The following is a 17,239-nucleotide window of genomic DNA, read 5'->3' on the forward strand; positions in this document are numbered from 1 at the left end:
GACGCGAGCGCGCCAGTTCGGCGCAGCAAGTACCCCCAGCCTATCAGTCCGCGCCCCGACGCTCCCCCGGAGCGGTCGACTCGCGGAGCGTTCAGCCCGCGAAGCGGTCGGTCGCGGCGCGCAGGGCGCGGGCGATGCCCGGCTCGGATGCCGCGTGGCCGGCGTCGTCGACGACGACGAACTCCGCCTCCGGCCAGGCCCGGTGCAGGTCCCACGCCGTCATGATCGGCGTGCAGATGTCGTAGCGGCCCTGCACGATGACCGCCGGGATGCCGCGGATCGCGCCGACGTCGTCGATGAGCTGTCCTTCGCGCAACCACCCGCCGTGCATGAAGTAGTGGTTCTCGATGCGCGCGAACGCGACGGCGGTGGCCGCATCGGTCATCGAGGCGACGAGGTCCGGGTCGGGATGCAGCGTGAGCGTCGACATCTCCCACGTGGTCCACGCGATCGCGGCCGGCTCGTGGACGGCGGGATCCGGGTCGGTGAGCCGGCGATGGTACGCCTCGATCAGCCGCGAGCGCTCCAGGACGGGGATCGGTGCCAGATAGCTCTCCCACCGGTCGGGGAAGATCGCCGCGGCGCCCCCCTCGTAGAACCACTCCAGCTCGTGCCGCCGCAGGGTGAAGACGCCGCGCAGGACGATCTCGCTCACGGCATCCGGGTGGCATTGGGCGTAGGCCAGCGCGAGCGCCGAGCCCCACGAGCCGCCGAAGACCTGCCACGTCTCGATGCCGAGGTTGCGTCGCAGCAGCTCGATGTCGGCGACCAGGTGCCAGGTGGTGTTGAAGCGCAGGTCGGCGTCGGGCGCGCTCATGTGGGGCGTGGACTTCCCGCAGCCGCGCTGGTCGAACAGCACGATCCGGTACTTCTCCGGGTCGAAGAACCGCCGGTGCCACGGGGAGGTGCCCGAACCGGGACCCCCGTGCAGGAACACGACCGGCTTGCCGTCGGGGTTGCCGGACTGCTCCCAGTAGACGCGCTGCCCGTCGCCGGCCAGCAGGTATCCGCTCTCGTACGGCTCGATGTCGGGGTAGAGGATGTCGTCCAGGTGGGCGGGGCCGTTCACAGTTCTCCTCCCGACACCGAGAAGGTGTCACAGACTCCGAGCCCGTTCTGATAGCCCGCCGTGAACCAGCGCTGCCGCTGGGCGCTCGAGCCGTGGGTCCAGGTCTCGGGGTTCACGCGGCCCGACTGGGCCTGGATGTTGTCGTCGCCGACGGTGGCCGCGGCATCCAGCGCATCGCGAAGCTCCGCGTCGGTGGGCCGCTGGAGGTAGGCGACACCGTTGGCGTCCTTCGCCTCCGTCGCGTCGGCGATCCACGCGCCGGCGTAGCAGTCGGCCTGCAGTTCGGTGCGCACCCCGTTGCTGGCCGGGCCGGTCCCGTCGTTCGGGTAGCGATCCATGATGCCGGTCAGCTGCTGGATGTGGTGACCGTACTCGTGGGCGAGGACGTACAGCTGGGCGAGGCTGCCGGCCTGCGCGCCGAACTGGCTGCGCAGCACGCCGAAGAACGTCGGGTCGACGTAGATGGTCTCCTCGGGCGGGCAGTAGAACGGACCCGTCGCGTTCGAGGCGGTGCCACAGCGGGTCGAGGCGGCGCCATCGACGATGATCAGCTGCGGCGCGCGATAGCCCTGCACGTGCGTGGACCAGTACCCGTCGAGCGCCTTCTGGCCGAAGACCAGGCGGCAGTCGTCGTTCGCGTTGGCGTCCGCTCCGGTGTCGCAACCCTGGATCGCCGAGTCCTGCGCGGTGCCGCCGGCGCCTCCGAGCAGGCTCGTGACGTCGCCGCCGGTGAAGAGGATGAGCAGCAGCACGGCGATGCCGCCGAGCCCGGCGAGACCGCCGCCGGCGACGGCTGCGGTGCCTCCCCCGCGGCCTCGTCGCCGTGCGGTCGTGCCTCCCAGCTCTGCATTGCTGTTGAAGGTCATGCCTCACCGTACCGTCCCGTGACGCGTCGCCGTAGGCTCGAGGCATGGATGCCACGACCGTCACCGTGACCGGAGCCGGCGGACAGATCGGCTACGCGCTGCTGTTCACCATCGCCGCCGGCGCCATGCTGGGGCCCGATCACCCGGTGCGCCTGCGCCTGCTGGAGATCCCGCAGGGCCTGAAGAGCGCGGAGGGCGCGGCGCTCGAGCTGCAGGACTGCGCGTTCCCGCTGCTCACCGATGTCGAGATCACCGACGACCCGCGCGTCGCCTTCGACGGTGCGAACATCGCGATGCTGGTGGGGGCGCGCCCCCGCGGCGCCGGCATGGAGCGTGCCGATCTCCTCGCGGCCAATGCGGGCATCTTCGGACCGCAGGGCGCGGCTCTCAACGAGGTCGCCGCCGCCGACATCCGCGTCGTCGTGGTGGGAAACCCGGCCAACACGAATGCGCTGATCGCCGCTGCGGCCGCCCCCGACATCCCCGGCGAGCGCTTCGCGGCGCTGACCCGCCTGGATCACGATCGTGCCCTCGCCCAGCTCGCCGCGGCACTGGAGGCGCCCGTGGCCTCGCTGCGGGGCGTCGCGATCTGGGGCAACCATTCCGCGACGCAGTTCCCCGACGTGGCGCACGCGAGCGTGGAGGGCCGTCCGGTGCTCGACGCGCTGGCGGAGAAGCTCGGCGGGGCGGATGCCGCGGCATCCTGGCTCGACGACGTCTTCGTGCCCCGCGTCGCCGGGCGCGGGGCGGAGATCATCTCGGTGCGCGGCTCGTCCTCGGCGGCCTCCGCGGCCAACGCCGCGATCTCCCACGTCCACGATCTCGTCCACGGCACGGCGAACGAGTGGACCTCGGCGGCGGTGCTGTCGCACGGCGAGTACGGGGTGCCGGCGGGGCTGTACTCCTCGGCACCCGTCACGAGCGATGGCACGGCTTTCCGCGTCGTGGAAGGGCTCGACCTCGACGCTCGCGGCCGCGCCCGCCTGGACGTCTCCGTCGCCGAGCTCGTCGCCGAGCGCGACGCGGTGCGGGCCCTCGGCGTGATCTGAGCCGACCGTGACCGACCTCACGTGGCTGATCGCCGGCATCGCGGTCATCGGCGTCTCGACGGTCCTCGCTCGCCGACTGGGTGTCGCCGGCCCGCTCATCCTCGTCGCGATCGGGCTCGTCGCCTCACTGCTGCTGCCCGAGTTCTCGGTGCCCCCGGAGCTGATCCTCGTCGGCATCCTGCCCCCGTTGCTGTACGCGTCTGCGGTGCGCCTGCCGGCGATCGAGTTCCGCCGCGACGCCGTGCCGATCGCCGGACTCGCGGTCGTCCTCGTCGTCATCAGCGCCCTCGCGTTGGGAACGCTGTTCTTCTTCGCGATCCCGGGATTGAACTTCGCCCTCGCGGTGGCCCTCGGCGCGATCGTCAGCCCCACGGATGCCGTGGCCACCTCCATCGCGAAGAAACTGGGCATCTCCCCGCGCGTCATCACGATGCTCGAGGGCGAGAGCCTGCTCAACGACGCGACGGCGCTCGTGCTGCTGCGCAGCGCCGTCGCGGCATCCGCAGCAGGATTCTCGCTGGGGAGCACGATCGGCGCCTTCGCCTGGGGCGTGCTCGTCGCGGTCGTGATCGGCGTCGGGGTGGGCCTGCTGACCCTGCGGGTGCGGCGGTGGATCGGCGAGCCGGTGGCGAACACCGCCGTCGGCTTCATCGTCCCCTTCGTCGCCTACCTGCCGACGGAGCACCTCGGCGGGTCGGGACTGGTCGCGGCGGTCGCCGCCGGCATCACCGCCGGCCAGGGCGCCGCCCGATGGTCGACGCCCGAGCAGCGCGTGTCGGACGAGCTGAACTGGCACACACTCGAGCTGCTGCTGGAGGGCGCGGTCTTTCTCATCATGGGGTTGGAGTTGCGTGACATCGTCAGCGCCAACGTCCAGAAGCACAGCGGTGTGGGCGTGGGGATCGGCCTCGCCCTCGCCGCCCTCGCGATCGTGCTCGCGGTGCGGGCGCTGTATGTGTCGGGGCTGGTGACGCTGATCGGTCGTCGCGCTCGCCGGATGCAGCGCGACAGACTGCAGGCCTTCAGCGATCGGCTGGACGCCTTCGACGTCGAGAAGGGCGACCTCCGCGACCTGCGCCCGCAACCGGGCGAGAACCCGAACCCGGCGCCGCGCCGCGGCGGACTCGTCCGCCGCACGACCGGTCGTGCGGCGGGGAGCGTCGCGCGGCGATGGGCGCAGCGCACGCCGGATGCGGCGTCCGCTCAGCGCCGGGTCGAGGGTGTGCGCGCCCGCGTGGGACGCGTCCTGAACGACATGGACTACTACCAGGCATCCCCGCTCGGCTGGAAGGAGGGCGTCGTCATCGTCTGGGCCGGGATGCGGGGCGTCGTCACCCTCGCCGCCGCGCAGACGCTCGACCCGGAGACGACACCCGCCCGCGAGCTCCTGATCCTCATCGCTTTCGTCGTCGCGCTCGTGAGTCTGATGGTCCAGGGCCTCAGTCTGCCGTGGGTGATCCGCGTGCTGCGCATTCCGTCGGCCGCCGGCGACGGCAGTAGCAGCGAGGAGGCCGAGCGTCTCGCCGACGAGCTGCGGGAGGCCGCGCTGGCGCACCTGCGCACACCCGGGCTCGCCGATTCCTCGGGCCAGCCGTTTCCGCCCGAGGTGCTCTCCAAGCTCGCCGAGCGCATGAGCAGCCCTCCGATCGAGGCGCCCGAGATCAGCACCGCGAGTGTCATCGACCTGCGGATCTCTCTGATCGAGGCCATGCGCGAGCGTCTCGTCGACGTGTCGAGCGAGGGGTCATACTCCTCCGCAACGCTCCGACACGCTCTCGCGCAGCTCGACGCCGACCAGCTCAGCATCCAGCTGCGACGCGACCCCGACGACTGAACCGGATCGGCTCGCGTGTCGGCGCGGTAGGACACAATGGATGCCGTGAGCACCGATCAGCCGGACGACCAGCGCGCCCCCGCCGACTACGCCGAGTCGGTCGCCCTGCCCGCCGTGACGTCGGCCGTGCCGGTCGTGGTGTCCGGCACGGACTGGTGGGCTGCTCGTCCCGCCGGCTCACGCCTCGTGGGACTCGTCGTCGCGCGCGACGATCTGCCGTCGGTGATCGCGCAGCGCGACGCCCTCGCGGGCTTCGGGGTGCCGATCGAAGGGTTCCGCCACCCCGCCCCCGAGACGGGAGAGAGCTGGGCCGAACGCCTCAACCGCCTGTTCGGCCGCCTCGTGTCGGGTGACGTCGTCGTCGTCGCCGACAAGCATGCGCTCGGACGCACGGTCGACGAGGAGACGCACGCCATCGCCGAGCTGCGCCGCCGCGGCATCATCGTGAAGGTGTTGGGCCACTCCCGCAGTTGAGCGTCAGGCCGCGTCGGCCGCACTCCACGACGAGCCGGCGACGATCGCGTCGAAGAAGCCCAGCATGGCGTGCGGGATGTCGCCCAGCGGCGTCGACATCTGCACGAGCGCGACCTGCTTGTGGCCGGGCACGGTATACCAGTAGCGGGCGACGAGGCGCTTCTGCTCGGCGGAGGCGCCGTCTTCCTCGATGAGCTGGGTGCTCACGGCGTGCAGACGCAGCACGGCGGAGCCTGCGGCATCCACTCGAGTCGCCGTCTGCAGATCGGGCTCGCCGGTGTGCGGAAGGCTCAGCTCGAACGCGCGCATCACGGCCTCGGCCGCGGTGCCCACCGACGGCGTGATCGTGATCGGCGTGTGCACAGTGATCGCCACGGGCGTGGGGATGCCCGGCGCGATCTCGCGGCACATCAGCAACAGGTGGGCCGAGGCCTCCCGCGCCGCAGCGGCCGCCTCGTCGAAACCGCGCTGCACGCGGCGGCGGGTGAGCACCGCGTCGTCGGCGGCTCCCACCAGCTCGCGGGCGATCGCCGCACTGTGCTCGCGCGCCGCCTGCTCGTCGCGCGGGTCGACCGCGATCCACTCGCCGGGCAGCCGGAAGCGCAGCTGCGGCGTCGTGTCGACGCTCACCGCTGCGCGATGCGGCTGACGTCCGCGGCGCTGAGGTCGAGGATGTTCTCGACGCCTTTGCCCGCCCCGAGGATCTCGGAGACGCTGCCCATGACGTAGGCGCTGTCGGTGATGGTCGCCGTCAGGGGATCGGAGAAGTCGCCCGGCGAACCCTGCACTGCGAGGAGCGTGAGGGGCTGACCGCCCAGGTCGCGATCATCGACGGCGAACGCGGCGACGGCACGCACGTCGTCGGCGACCGCAGCGGCCGAGGCGTCGCGGACGAACAGTCGGATGACGATCTTGTTGACCCAGGGGGCACCGGGATGCTGCACCTCGACCATCGCGCCGTTGAGGCCCGACGCCTGCGTCAGCCGCTCGGAGACCGCGTTCTCGTTCATCCCGCTACATCCCGTCAGTGTCAAGATCATGGCCAGGGCGATGGTCGCCCCGACTCCGGCGCGGCGCAGCTCAGCCACGGCTGTAGACCATCTCATAAACCTCTTCGTGCGTGTTCTTGAGATCGTCGGCGAAGAAGATCTCGTCGCCCGGCCGCACCGCTGGAACCAGGTCGTCGGCCAGCTCACCGTACATGTTCGCCTCGTGGATGCGGATGTCGACGGGGTGGTAGGTCTGCCAGTTCGGCCCCGGCACGTCGTTGGGTCCGTAGCCGACGAACTCCAGCGTATGCACGGGGTCCCAACGGTTGTTGACCTGCGTCACCCGCACCGACGGGTCGATCTCGCCGGCGTGCTTGTCGATGGCAGAGCCGGCCGTCACGACCGACTGCACCCGGCCGGACAGGCGCGGATCGGTGGCCAGGTCGCCCGCCATCATGCCGCCCAGGCTCCACCCGGTGAGCATGATCGGCGCGTCGCTGGCGAGCGCGCCCGACGACTCGAGTGCGTCCCACACGGCCTTCTTGTACTGCGTCTCCAGGCCGGGGAACAAGGCGAGCATGGCGTCTGCGGAGAGGTCGTTGAGAGCGCCGTCGCCGTTCATCGGCGACCAGTTCTGGGTACTCGGCAGCTGCACGCGGTAGCCGATGACGTTGCCCGCGGCATCCGTGATGGCGACGACGCGGATGACCGTGCGCTGCTCACCACCGACGACATCCTGACGGCCGACCTCCTCGAAGAGGTCGCCGTAGTCCTGGGACGTGTACTGGTCGGCCGTGGTGGCGTCGTCCGCATCGGAGGGGTACTTCTTCTTCGGCTTCAGCTTCTCGCCGGGCGGGGGGCTGCGGCGAATCGGCGTGCCGAGGCCATCGCGGATGAGGAAGGTGAGCAGCATGGCGCCGACGAGGAGGGCGGCGAGGATGCCGAGGGCCACCCACCCGATGATGGCAGCGATCGCCGAGAGCACCGCGATCACGATGATGATGACGATGATGATGACGACGATGGCGACGAGGATCGCGAGCAACTCCCCGAGGACTTCGAGGATGCCCTTGAGCACGTTCGCCGCCCACTCGCCGATCCACCCGGCGGCGCCGTCCCAGAACTGGTTCCAGTTGTCGTACGCCGAATCGCTGTCGCCCTCGATGGCGGTCTCGATCTGGCTGATGGCGGCGTCGGCGATGGCGCGCAGGCGCTCGCGCGCCCGGTACAGCTGCTGCCGGGCGTCCTGTACCTGCGAGGCCGCGTTCGACTGCGCCTGCCGCATCCGGCGCACGTCGGCTTCGATCTCGTCGATCTGGGGTTGCGGGGCCTCGACGGCCTCGGCACGCAGCAGGTCGCCTTCGCGGCGGGAGATGTCGTTCGGGATCGTCGCGGACTTCTGCTCGTAGTACTCCGCGGTGGCGATCGCGGCTCTCGCATCCTGCTGGATGGGGCGCAGGTCGGCCGCGTACGTCTGCAACGCCTGACCCGTGTTGCGGTAGCGGGTGCGCGCCCGGCTGAGGGAGCGGGCGACCTCGGATGCCGTCTCGGCGAGGGCCTCGGTGGATCGCGAGGTCTGCCCCTCGATGAGTCCGCGCAGGGACGCGGTAGCCTTCTCGATCGCGGCGGCGGCCGTCACGAGGTCGGCGGCGCGCGGGTCGAGCTGATCGGGCTTGCCGAGGAGGATGTCCTCGAATTCGACGGAGATGGCGCTCATCAGCCCTCCCCCTCTCCGTCGTTCTGCGTCTCGGGCGCGGCCTCCTGGGCCTGACGTGCCAGTTCGGCATCGACCTCGGTCATGCTGTCGACGATCGCATCGAGTCCGTCGCGCAGGAACTGGAGCTTCTCGACGAGCTTGCCGCGGTTGTAGTCCCAGTTGTCCGCGAAGTCGCGGACCTTTCCGGCCAACCGGTCCTCACCGGTGAGTCCGGCGAGGTCTCCGCCGACGGTGCCGGCCGACTCGAAGGTCGACAGCGCGTCGTCGACGCGGGTGCGCGCCGTGCGCAACGCGTCGAATTCGAGCTGAAGGTCAGTCATCTTCTTCTCCCCGAGGTTCGCGAGGCCCGCCACCCGCGGTGTCCGGGTGCCGGAAGCGGGTGGAAGGCCTCGTGAACCTGCGGGGCGCGCGAGCGCCCCGCAGGTCGACATCACTGGCCGAGCTGGCTGGCGAGCTGCTCGTCGGTGGACTGCAGGGCCTGGGCGGCCTTCTCGAGGAAGGAGGCCATGCCCTCGATGCCCTGCACCGTCTTGGTCGCACCGGTGGTGAACTCGGTGTACGAGGCGTCGAAAGCGCCCGAGGCGCGGCTCGTGGTGAAGCCGTCCTGGACGAGCTGAGCGACGAGCTGACGCAGGCGCTGCAGGTTCGCCTCGAGCTCGTTCTGTCCGTCACGCAGGCGCGAGGCGGCCGAGTTCATCTGGTCGTAGGTGACATTCAGATTGGCCATGAGGGCCCCTTTCATCTGGCCCGGCCGGTGTGCCGGGAGGTCTTGTTGTTTCGAAGATAGGCGGCGTCGCGGCCGGTGACCATGGGGAGAACTCCCCATGGGAGCACGGCCACCGGCGGCGCCGCACTCACGTCTGTGCTCCGTCCGCGGCGAGGGCTCCGGCGCCCGTGTCCGCGACACCGTTCGCCGACAGCAGCGGGAACTGGATGCGCACGGTCTTGCCGCGATGGGCGAGGATCCCTCGTCCCACCGGCAGCTCGCCGCGCACGAGGCGTGGGAACGGCGTCTTGAGGACGACCTCGCCGTCGATCGTCTCCGGCTGGAGCACGACGCCGCGCCGCGCAGCTTTGATCTCGCCGAGCAGGCCGAAGTTCGTCGTCCACTCGCTCATCTCGCCGACGACCACGAAGAACACCTCGCCGCGACCGGCCCGCTTGACGAGCGTCGAGAGGTTCATCTCCACGATCGAGGTGGCGAACTCACCGACGCCCTCGAGCACGACGAGTGGCACCGGTCCGCCCGCGGCGGCGCGGTCGGCGGCCTCGTCGACGGCGCCGAGCACCGCCATGGCCGCCGACGGCGCCTCTGCCGTGGCCGTCCACGCGACGGCATCCTGCACCGGCGATCGCCGGTCGCCGATGTAGAACGCGGGGGTGTCCGGTCGCGCACGCAGCGTCTGACGAGCGATGGCGGCGGCGGCGGTCGAACGGCCCGCCCCGGGCGAGCCGGCGACGATGAACGTGCCCCGCGGCTCGATCCCGAACGGACCGAGGTCGAGGTCGGACAGACCGATGGCCACCCCGGTCGGCGTCGTGGGCGGCAGCTCGTCGACCGTGTACTCGGTGGGCAGCGCCCGGATCGCGGGCGCGGGGACGGTGCCGCGCCGGATCATCGCCTCGGCCATCCGATCGATCGCGAGCGACTGGTCCTTCGTGCTCGACGTGCCGCCGATCACGGCGATCTGCGCCTCGTGGTCGTCGACGATGGCCCGACCGGGCGCCGCATCCGCGCCGAGGATGTCACGCGGCATCCCGAGCAGGGCATAGCCGTCTTCGTCGGCCATCCGCAGCACGATCCGGCGCTGGATCATCGCCTGCAAAGAGGTGGGCACGCTCTGGCCCCGGTCGGCGGTGAGGGCCACGTGGATGCCGAGTCCGCGACCGTCGGTGAGCACCTGCTGGAACGCGCGGTAGGCCTCGGCACGCCCGGGCACGCCTTCGAACGCCGCGCGGAACGCGGGGAAGCCGTCGACGAGCAGCAGGATGCGCGGCTCGTCAGGGCGGCCGGCGAGGGCGCGGTACTCGGTGAGGGTCGACGCCCCCGCCGCCGCGTACGCGTCGCCGCGACGGTCGAGCTCGCTGCGGAGCATCGCGAAGAGGCGATCGATGCGCTCCGTGTCGTCGCCGGAGATGACGGCGCCCACGTGCGGCAGCGACTCGAGCATGCGCAGGCCCCCGGTCGCGGCATCCAGCCCGTAGACGTGGACGGGACCGCCGCGCGGGGTGATCCCGGCCGACACGGCGAGCGTGCGCAGGGTCACGGACTTTCCCGAGCCGCCGGTGCCGAAGATCGCGAGGTGGCCCTCGGTGTCGGGTTCGAAGAAGAACGGCACCTGGTCCTGGCGCTCGGGCACGTCCACGACGCCGAGCACCAGCCGCGCGTCGGTGCGCTGGTGCAGCTTGGTCTGGTCGAACGTAGCGGCCAGCTCGTCGAGCCACGGCCGGCGGGGCGGCGCGATGCGGGCCAGCTGCGCGGCGTCGCCGAAACGCGCCACGAGCAGCTGCTGATCGTTGGGGCCGAGGTCTTCGGTCTCGGCGGGCGCCTCGACGGCGGGCTTCTCCCACGCCGGCGCGTCGCCGAGCAGGAACGGGCGCACCTCGACGGCGGGCTCGGCTTCGGCCCGCAGGCTCCAGCCTCCCGAGTAGGCCGACTGGAAGAGGTTCATGCGACCGGGACCGGTCTTGGCGATGCCGCGACCGGGGATGCCGGGATCGAACAGGGCGGCCTCCTTCGATCCGATGACGTCGTCGGAGTCGGTCTCGTCGGCCATCCGCAGTGCGACGCGGAGGTTGGTGTTGGCGCGCAGGTTGTCCTTGATCACACCGGCGGGGCGCTGCGTCGCCATGATGAGGTGGATGCCGAGCGAGCGCCCGCGCTGGGCGATGTCGACGACGCCGTCGACGAACTCGGGCACCTCCTTGGCGAGGGCGGCGAACTCGTCGATGACGAGGACCAGGGCCGGCGGCGCGTCGGGATCGGCGGCTTTCTCGAGCTCGAGGAGGTCCTTCGCCTTCTTGCGGTTGAAGAGGTGCTCGCGGTGGTGCAGCTCGGCCCGCAGGCTCGTCAGCGCCCGGCGGACGAGATGCGGGCTGAGGTCGGTCACGAGACCCACGCAGTGCGGCAGGCTGACGCAGTCGGCGAAGGCCGAGCCGCCCTTGTAGTCGACGAAGAGGAACGTGACGCGCTCGGGGCTGTATTCGGCGGCCATGCCGAGCACCCACGCCTGCAGGAACTCGCTCTTTCCCGAGCCGGTCGTGCCGCCGACGAGGGCGTGCGGACCCTGCTGGCGCAGGTCGAGGTGCAGAGCGCCCTGGGCCCCCTGACCGACGAGGGCGCGCAGCTTGGGCTGGTAGCCGGCGCCCGAGCGCGTGGCCCGGATCGACGCGTTCTGCGTCCACCGGTCGATGACGGCGTCGGCGCTGGTGGCCATGTCCGATCCCAGCAGCTGCAGCAGCGGGATGGTGCGGGGCACGTCGCCGGCGTCTTCCGCGACGTCGCCGATGTCGGTGATGCGGGCCAGCGCCCGCGCCACGACGCCGAAGCGCGCGGCATCCAGCGCTTCGACGCGCAGCGGTGAGATGACGGTGCCGAGGCGCACGAAGTTGGCGCTCGCCTCGCCGTCGGCGGGGAGCTCGACCCACGTGCGGCACGCGGCGGGCAGATCGGACACGCGGGACGTGGCCCACACCGGGATGACACCGCTGCCGGCGGCACGCTCGCTCAGCTGGATGAGCCGACCCCGGTCGACGGGGGCGTCCGGGGTGATGATCACGACGTATGCCGGAAGCGGCATCTCTTCCTCGCGACCCCGCGACTCGCCCACCTCGGCGCCGGCGGCGGTCGCGGCATCCGTCGCCTTGAGGGCCCGCAGGCGTCGCAACTGCTTCGTGCGAGTGTCGACCAGCTCCTCCAGCTCGGCCAGCAGCCGCGAGGCGGTCGCCGCGTTGTCGGCGATGGGTGCCGTGCCGAGGGCGTCCTCGGCGGCCCAGGTGTGGGGCAGCCACTTGAGGTCGGCGAGTGCCGCACGGGTGGCGGGGCCGACGAAGGCGACGATGTGGACGTCCGAGGGCGCGTGCAGCCCCGCCGTCTGGGCCAGCAGCGCCCGCGCCGTGTCGCCGACGCGCGCCGTCGAGCCGGCGATGCCGATGGCGCCGGCCTCGGCGAGCGATTCGAGGATCGGCACGTCGTCGACCTCGCGGAAGGCGTCCACGACCTCGTCGAGGCGGTCGACGTACGACGGGATCGCCGCGTCGCGCTTCGTCGACTCGGCCACGGTGTTGCGGCTCGGGGCGGTGCCGTCGCCGAGACGCACGTGCAGGAACGACCAGTGCTCGGGGCGGCGCGTCCACACCAGAGGCCCGGCGGCGAGCGCATCGGCGCAGATGGGATCGAGTTCGGGGACCTCGCCGCGGCGGACGCGGCGCTCGGTCTCGCGCTCCTGCCCGAGCCGGGTGGACAGGCGGGTGAGCTGCTGCTCGAAGCGGTCTTTGTCGCGCTGCAGCTGCGCGCGCCCCTGCAGCCGCGTCGTCAGCCAGGTGCCGAGCATGAGAAGCGGAGATGCCGCGACGAACACGAGCGCGTAGGGCTGCTTCATGACGAAGAAGAGAACGAGCCCCATGATGACCGGGGCGATCATCGCCAGCCACGGGAACATCTGCGGAGCCGGCGGCGCCGGCAGGTCGGTGCCGGGCAGCTCCTCCCCGAGGTAGCGCGCCTCCACCCGCGGCGAGCGCACGAACGGCACCTGCCGCCACGTCGAGGGCGCCGCCGTGGTGTCGGCGGGAGCCGCCGTGATGCGCAGGCGCGTGTCGCCCAGGACGGCGTCGATCTCGCCGTCGGCCGCCGTTAGGTACGTGACCGGCGCCCCGTCGACGAGGATGCCGTTGGCGGAGTTCAGGTCGACGAGCTCCGCCCGACCCTGCCCGACCTCCAGGCGCGCGTGCCGCTTGGAGACGAGCGGGTCATCCAGCACGATGTCGCACTGCGCGTCGCGGCCGATGATGACGACGCCCCGCTCCAGCGGGATCGTCGTGCCTGCGCCGGCACCCGACACGATCTCGACCTCGCCGAGCTTCTGCGGCGGCTGATAGCCGGTCGGCACGATGCGCACGGCCGAGCCCGCACCGAGCTGGATGTGCGAGACGGATGCCGCGGCATCCAGCACCTCTCCCGGGCCGGGAGCGATCGTGCCGAACGCCTCGAGCGTCACCTCGTCGGCCGCGGCCACCCCGCCGCCGCGCGGATCGAGCTCGGCGATGGTGCGGGCGAGGTCGCCGACGGTCGCATCGGCGTCGGCGTTGATGACGAGGTCCTCGGGCTCGCCTCCGGGCCGGACCAGCGTGGTGCGCAGCTTCATCCCAGTTCCTTCCGGCGCGGTGCATCATCGGCGGCGTCGCGATCGTACGCGGCCGGGTCGTCGAGCATGGCGAGGTCGTCGCGCACCACCAGCCGCGAGGCGACGGCGTGCTCGACGAGGCGCACGCGACGGTTCGTGGCCGAACTGGTCACGCCGCCGCGCAGGCCCGGCACGCCCTGGCGGTCGAGCTTGTCGCAGACGTTGTCGAGCTTGCGGTTGAAGCGCGTGATGCTCCAGCCCAGACGTTGCGCGGCAGCGGCGGAGCTGGGCAGCTCGCTCATCCCGGTGCCCTCGCGACGCAGCACCGGCTCGGCCAGAGCGAGGATCAACAGCTTCTGGCTCGGCGTCAGGGGAACGGCGCCGATCGTCGACTCGCCCTCGAGGACGCTCTCGGGCGCCGTCTCGCGGAAGGCGGGTTGCGCGGTGTGCACGGAGAGCTCGTAGGTGGTGGGGCCGGCACTGAAGACGACCGTGGTCACCCCGAACACGATCGGCAGGCGGGCGCCCGGGGCCAGTTGGGCCTGCACCCGCCCCTCGGTGTCGGTGACGGTGGCCGCCAGGCGCGAGCCGATGTTGACGAGCCACCACAGCCCCGCCGACTGCTCGATCGAGAGGAAATGGCGGTGCAGGAACCGGTTGTCGTCGATCGCGAGGTCGCCCTCGCGGCCGATCGTGAACCGCGTGCCCGACGGCACCGTGATGTACTCGCCCGCGAACTCCACCGTGATGTCGGTGCTCGCGGCATCCGCCGAGGGATCGTCGAGGGGCGGAACCGTGTCGTGGATATCGGTCATGGGGTGCACTTCCGGGTCTCGGTGCTCGCCGAGCCGCCCTTGCGGACGAGGGTGACCGCGACGCACGTGGTGCCACCGGCATCCACGGGGAGGGACACCGTGGTCTCGGTCACCTTGCGGACGTCGCCGTTGCCGGAGAGCGTGTACGGATACCAGAGGTAGGCGTCGCCGTCCTTCGGGTCGGGGTTCGTCCAGGTGAAGACGGCGCCTCCGCCCTCGATCCGGCCGGTCAGCGCCGTCACGGGCGGGACGACCCCCTCGAACGGATCCTGCGCGACCGCGGTCGTCGACGGCGTCGGAGACGCCTGCGGCTCGACGGCGGTCGTCAACAGGCTCGCGCCGACGGCGACGGCTCCCACGACGACGACGGCCGCGGCGATGCCCAGACCGATCCACAGCCCGCGGCGGGACCGGGGGGTCGCCGTCTCGTCCGCACCGGCAGCGGTCTCCGGGGCGGTCGCCGTGCGTGCGTCCGTGGGATCGAGCGTGTGCGCGGGCAGCGGTGCACCCTTGGCAGGGCGGCGGATGGTCGACGAGGTGTCGATGTCGACCTGCGGGGCGATCGAGACGGGTCCGCGCAGCAGCGTCGGCTCGGCCGTGTCGGCAGGGGCGGAGGTGGATGCCGCCGGCAGCGTGCCCGTCGTCTCCGGCGCCCACGGGTTGTCCCTGTCACGGCGGCGCGTGGGGCCGGCGGCGGGGTTCGTGTTCGGCTCGATGCTCACGATGCCGCGCACCCTCGTGAGCTCGCCGTCGGCGTCGTCCTCGGCATCCTCGTGCGGGGCATCGTCGAGGATGTCGATCGGGGTCACCGAGTGGGCGAGCTCGATCTGCACGCGCTGCAGGGCACGGGCGAACGCGAGAGCGGATTCGTACCGGTCGCCCGGACGCTTGGCCATCGCGCGCTCGAGCACCAGTTGCAGCGAGGCCGGCGCATCGGCCCGCGTGAGCGGAGGCACCGGCTGCGACTCGATGCGCTGGATCAGATCCGCGCCGCCGTTGCGGCCGCCGGGTTGCTCGAACGGCGAGCGCCCCGCCAGCAGCGTGTAGACCGTCGCGCCGAGCGCGTAGACGTCGGTGGCGACGCCGGATGCCGAGGCGTCGCTGAACGCCTCCGGCGGTGACCACGGAATCGACATGCCCCCCGACGACTCCTCCGACTCCGCCGTCGTCGCGATGCCGAAATCGGTGAGCGCGGGACGGTTGTACTCGGTGACGAGGATGTTGGCCGGTTTGATGTCGCGATGCAGGATGCCGGCGCGATGCGCGGTCTCGACGGCGGCCGCGACCTGCACGCCGACCCGCAGCGCCTCGGCGACGGAGAACGCCGCCGTGCGGGAGCGCACCTGCAGGTTGGGCCGCGAGCAGTACTCCATGACCAGGTAGGGCCGACCGTCGTCCGAGACGCCGGCCTGATAGATCGTCACGATCGCCGGGTGCGTCGACAGCAGCGCCATGACGTTCGCCTCGGCCGTGAACTGCTCGGCCGACCCCGACGCCAAGCGGTCGGGCAGCATGACCTTCACCGCGACGCGGCGGCGGGGAAGCTGCTGCTCGTACAGATAGACGTCGGCGAACCCACCCGAGCCGAGGACGTCGACGTAGGTGAACCCCGGCAGGGCGGGCGGCGGCGCCGGCGGACGCTTGGCGGCGCTCACGGGAGGTCCTCGAAGGTCACGGTCACGCCGTCGCCGAGATCGAGGACGTCACCCGTGACGACCATCGTCGGCTCGTTCGGGTGCAGCCGCACCGGTTCGTTCCCGCCGCGCAGCAGGACGGTGCCGTTGGTCGTGTCGAGGTCGGTGACGAGCACGTGCTCCCCCTCGGCGCGGATCTCGACGTGACTGCGGGAGATGTCCTGATCGGGGCTGTCGACCGCGACCAACGTCGGCAGGTCCGCTCCCGTGGTGCGGATCGACTTCGGACGACGACCGATGATCACGGGGCGCTCGAGCTCGACGACGCGGCCGGTCGACAACCGGATGCGTCCGCGAGCGGGCCGACGCGCAGGCACGTTGTCGGTCGAGTCGAACGCGGGTCGCTCGGCGCGAAGGGCCCGCATCTCGGCGACGGCGATCGTCGCCCCGTCGTGGTCGCCGAGATCGTCATGGTCAGCGGCGGAGGTCGCGTTGTTCGCGGCGGGCGCCGCGGGGGACGCTTCGGTCGCTGACTCCGCCTCGGGGTCGACGGCGGCGATCGCAGCGGCCGAGACCGGGCGTGCGACCGTCTCGCCCCAGAGCAGGTCGTACTCGTCGACGGGGGTCGCGACCTCCTCGGCGGCGGTCGCCTCGGGGATCAGCGTGTCGGCCGAGGTGTCGGCAGCCGGCGCGGCCGGCGCGGGCTGCGGTTCGCCTTCCGGCTCGGGCTCCGGTCCGGCTTCCCGCACGGGCTCCGGTTCGGGAGCGCCGCCGAGCAGCCCCGGCGGCACCGAATCTATGACGGATGCCGAGGAGATGACGGATGCCGAGGAGATGGCGGATGCCGAGGAGGTGGCGACGCCCGGTTGTTCCTCGGCATCCGACGCATCCTCGGTATCCGACGGCCCTGTGGCCGGGACCACGGCCACGGCCGGGGCGGAAGCTGCAGGAGGAACAGGAGAAGCGGACGCCGCGGACACGGCGGCGAGGTCGATCTCGACGAGATCGGTGCGCACCACCCCGGACCGCAGCGGCAGGTCCGCGGCCGGCGCCGGCGAGCACGAGTGAGGGGCGACGCTCACGCGCACGGCCCCCGGCACGAAGCGTTCGGTCCACGTCGCCACGCCCGCGCCCGACACCGCCTCGGGGCGCTCGCCCTCGACGACGACCTCGACGTCACCGCGCACGGCCACACGCACGCCGCCGGCCTCGGCGATCGCGAGGGCGAACGGCGGGATCGCTGTGAGCGACGTGCCGAACGCGCTCGTGAGCGCCTCGAGGACGGCGCCGATGCCCCCCGTGCCCAGCCCGCGCCACACGCCGGCAGCCGTGGCCGCCGACACCGCCGGAGACAGCAGCACGACGGCATCGCCGTCGACCGCGAGCCACCACGCGTCGTCCGTCGCCGCCGGCCGGTAGTCGATCCGCGTCTTCGTCATCGCATCCGTCA

The 17,239-nt window shown here is 71.8% G+C and carries 14 protein-coding genes; 3 read left to right on the top strand and 11 right to left on the bottom strand.

The window, feature by feature from the left end; genetic code table 11:
• Positions 1–91: 91 nt before the first annotated feature.
• Positions 92–1,069 (bottom strand): prolyl aminopeptidase, encoded by a 978-nt coding sequence (gene pip, locus HMPREF1529_RS03540; protein WP_016463716.1) that lies wholly within the window; start codon positions 1,067–1,069, stop codon positions 92–94.
• Complete coding sequence (gene ypfJ, locus HMPREF1529_RS03545; protein WP_005054508.1) at positions 1,066–1,935, bottom strand: KPN_02809 family neutral zinc metallopeptidase; 870 nt, start codon at positions 1,933–1,935, stop codon at positions 1,066–1,068. Before ypfJ ends, pip begins: the two co-directional genes overlap by 4 nt.
• A gap of 44 nt (positions 1,936–1,979) precedes the next feature.
• Between ypfJ and HMPREF1529_RS03550 the strand changes: the two genes are divergently transcribed.
• Genes HMPREF1529_RS03550 through HMPREF1529_RS03560 form a run of 3 tightly spaced genes read left to right on the top strand, consistent with a single transcriptional unit; the run spans position 1,980 to position 5,292 of the window.
• Positions 1,980–2,984, top strand: coding sequence for a malate dehydrogenase (locus tag HMPREF1529_RS03550; protein WP_016463717.1), 1,005 nt, complete (start codon positions 1,980–1,982; stop codon positions 2,982–2,984).
• Positions 2,985–2,991: 7 nt separating this feature from the next.
• Positions 2,992–4,818 carry a cation:proton antiporter gene (locus tag HMPREF1529_RS03555; RefSeq protein WP_016463718.1) on the top strand — a complete coding sequence of 609 codons (1,827 nt, stop codon included), beginning with the start codon at positions 2,992–2,994 and terminating at the stop codon, positions 4,816–4,818.
• A 36-nt stretch (positions 4,819–4,854) separates the two neighbouring features.
• Positions 4,855–5,292, top strand: a complete 438-nt coding sequence (locus HMPREF1529_RS03560; RefSeq protein ID WP_005054504.1) for a hypothetical protein — start codon at positions 4,855–4,857, stop codon at positions 5,290–5,292.
• A gap of 3 nt (positions 5,293–5,295) precedes the next feature.
• On the opposite strand, the gene HMPREF1529_RS03565 is transcribed toward HMPREF1529_RS03560, so the two are convergent.
• The 9 genes from HMPREF1529_RS03565 to HMPREF1529_RS03605 form a co-directional block, all read right to left on the bottom strand.
• Positions 5,296–5,922: a hypothetical protein gene (locus HMPREF1529_RS03565; protein WP_016463719.1), complete on the bottom strand. Its 627-nt coding sequence runs from the start codon at positions 5,920–5,922 to the stop codon at positions 5,296–5,298.
• Positions 5,919–6,380 carry a hypothetical protein gene (locus HMPREF1529_RS03570; RefSeq protein WP_232212044.1) on the bottom strand — a complete coding sequence of 154 codons (462 nt, stop codon included), beginning with the start codon at positions 6,378–6,380 and terminating at the stop codon, positions 5,919–5,921. The genes HMPREF1529_RS03565 and HMPREF1529_RS03570 overlap by 4 nt, the downstream gene beginning before the upstream one ends.
• Positions 6,373–7,998 (bottom strand): hypothetical protein, encoded by a 1,626-nt coding sequence (locus HMPREF1529_RS03575; protein WP_016463720.1) that lies wholly within the window; start codon positions 7,996–7,998, stop codon positions 6,373–6,375. Before HMPREF1529_RS03575 ends, HMPREF1529_RS03570 begins: the two co-directional genes overlap by 8 nt.
• A complete protein-coding gene (locus HMPREF1529_RS03580; RefSeq protein WP_036282976.1) occupies positions 7,998–8,318 on the bottom strand; it encodes a hypothetical protein in 321 nt (106 codons plus the stop codon). Before HMPREF1529_RS03580 ends, HMPREF1529_RS03575 begins: the two co-directional genes overlap by 1 nt.
• Before the next feature lie 110 nt (positions 8,319–8,428).
• Positions 8,429–8,725 carry a WXG100 family type VII secretion target gene (locus tag HMPREF1529_RS03585; RefSeq protein ID WP_005054492.1) on the bottom strand — a complete coding sequence of 99 codons (297 nt, stop codon included), beginning with the start codon at positions 8,723–8,725 and terminating at the stop codon, positions 8,429–8,431.
• Between the two features lie 127 nt (positions 8,726–8,852).
• Complete coding sequence (locus HMPREF1529_RS03590) at positions 8,853–13,361, bottom strand: FtsK/SpoIIIE domain-containing protein (RefSeq protein WP_016463722.1); 4,509 nt, start codon at positions 13,359–13,361, stop codon at positions 8,853–8,855.
• Positions 13,358–14,155 carry a hypothetical protein gene (locus HMPREF1529_RS03595; RefSeq protein ID WP_016463723.1) on the bottom strand — a complete coding sequence of 266 codons (798 nt, stop codon included), beginning with the start codon at positions 14,153–14,155 and terminating at the stop codon, positions 13,358–13,360. Before HMPREF1529_RS03595 ends, HMPREF1529_RS03590 begins: the two co-directional genes overlap by 4 nt.
• Positions 14,152–15,810, bottom strand: a complete 1,659-nt coding sequence (locus HMPREF1529_RS03600) for a serine/threonine-protein kinase (RefSeq protein ID WP_016463724.1) — start codon at positions 15,808–15,810, stop codon at positions 14,152–14,154. Before HMPREF1529_RS03600 ends, HMPREF1529_RS03595 begins: the two co-directional genes overlap by 4 nt.
• Positions 15,807–17,228 (bottom strand): FHA domain-containing protein, encoded by a 1,422-nt coding sequence (locus HMPREF1529_RS03605; RefSeq protein WP_232212045.1) that lies wholly within the window; start codon positions 17,226–17,228, stop codon positions 15,807–15,809. Before HMPREF1529_RS03605 ends, HMPREF1529_RS03600 begins: the two co-directional genes overlap by 4 nt.
• Positions 17,229–17,239: the final 11 nt, after the last annotated feature.

Origin of the sequence: Microbacterium sp. oral taxon 186 str. F0373, from assembly GCF_000411455.1 — a bacterium.
GTDB lineage: Bacteria > Actinomycetota > Actinomycetes > Actinomycetales > Microbacteriaceae > Microbacterium.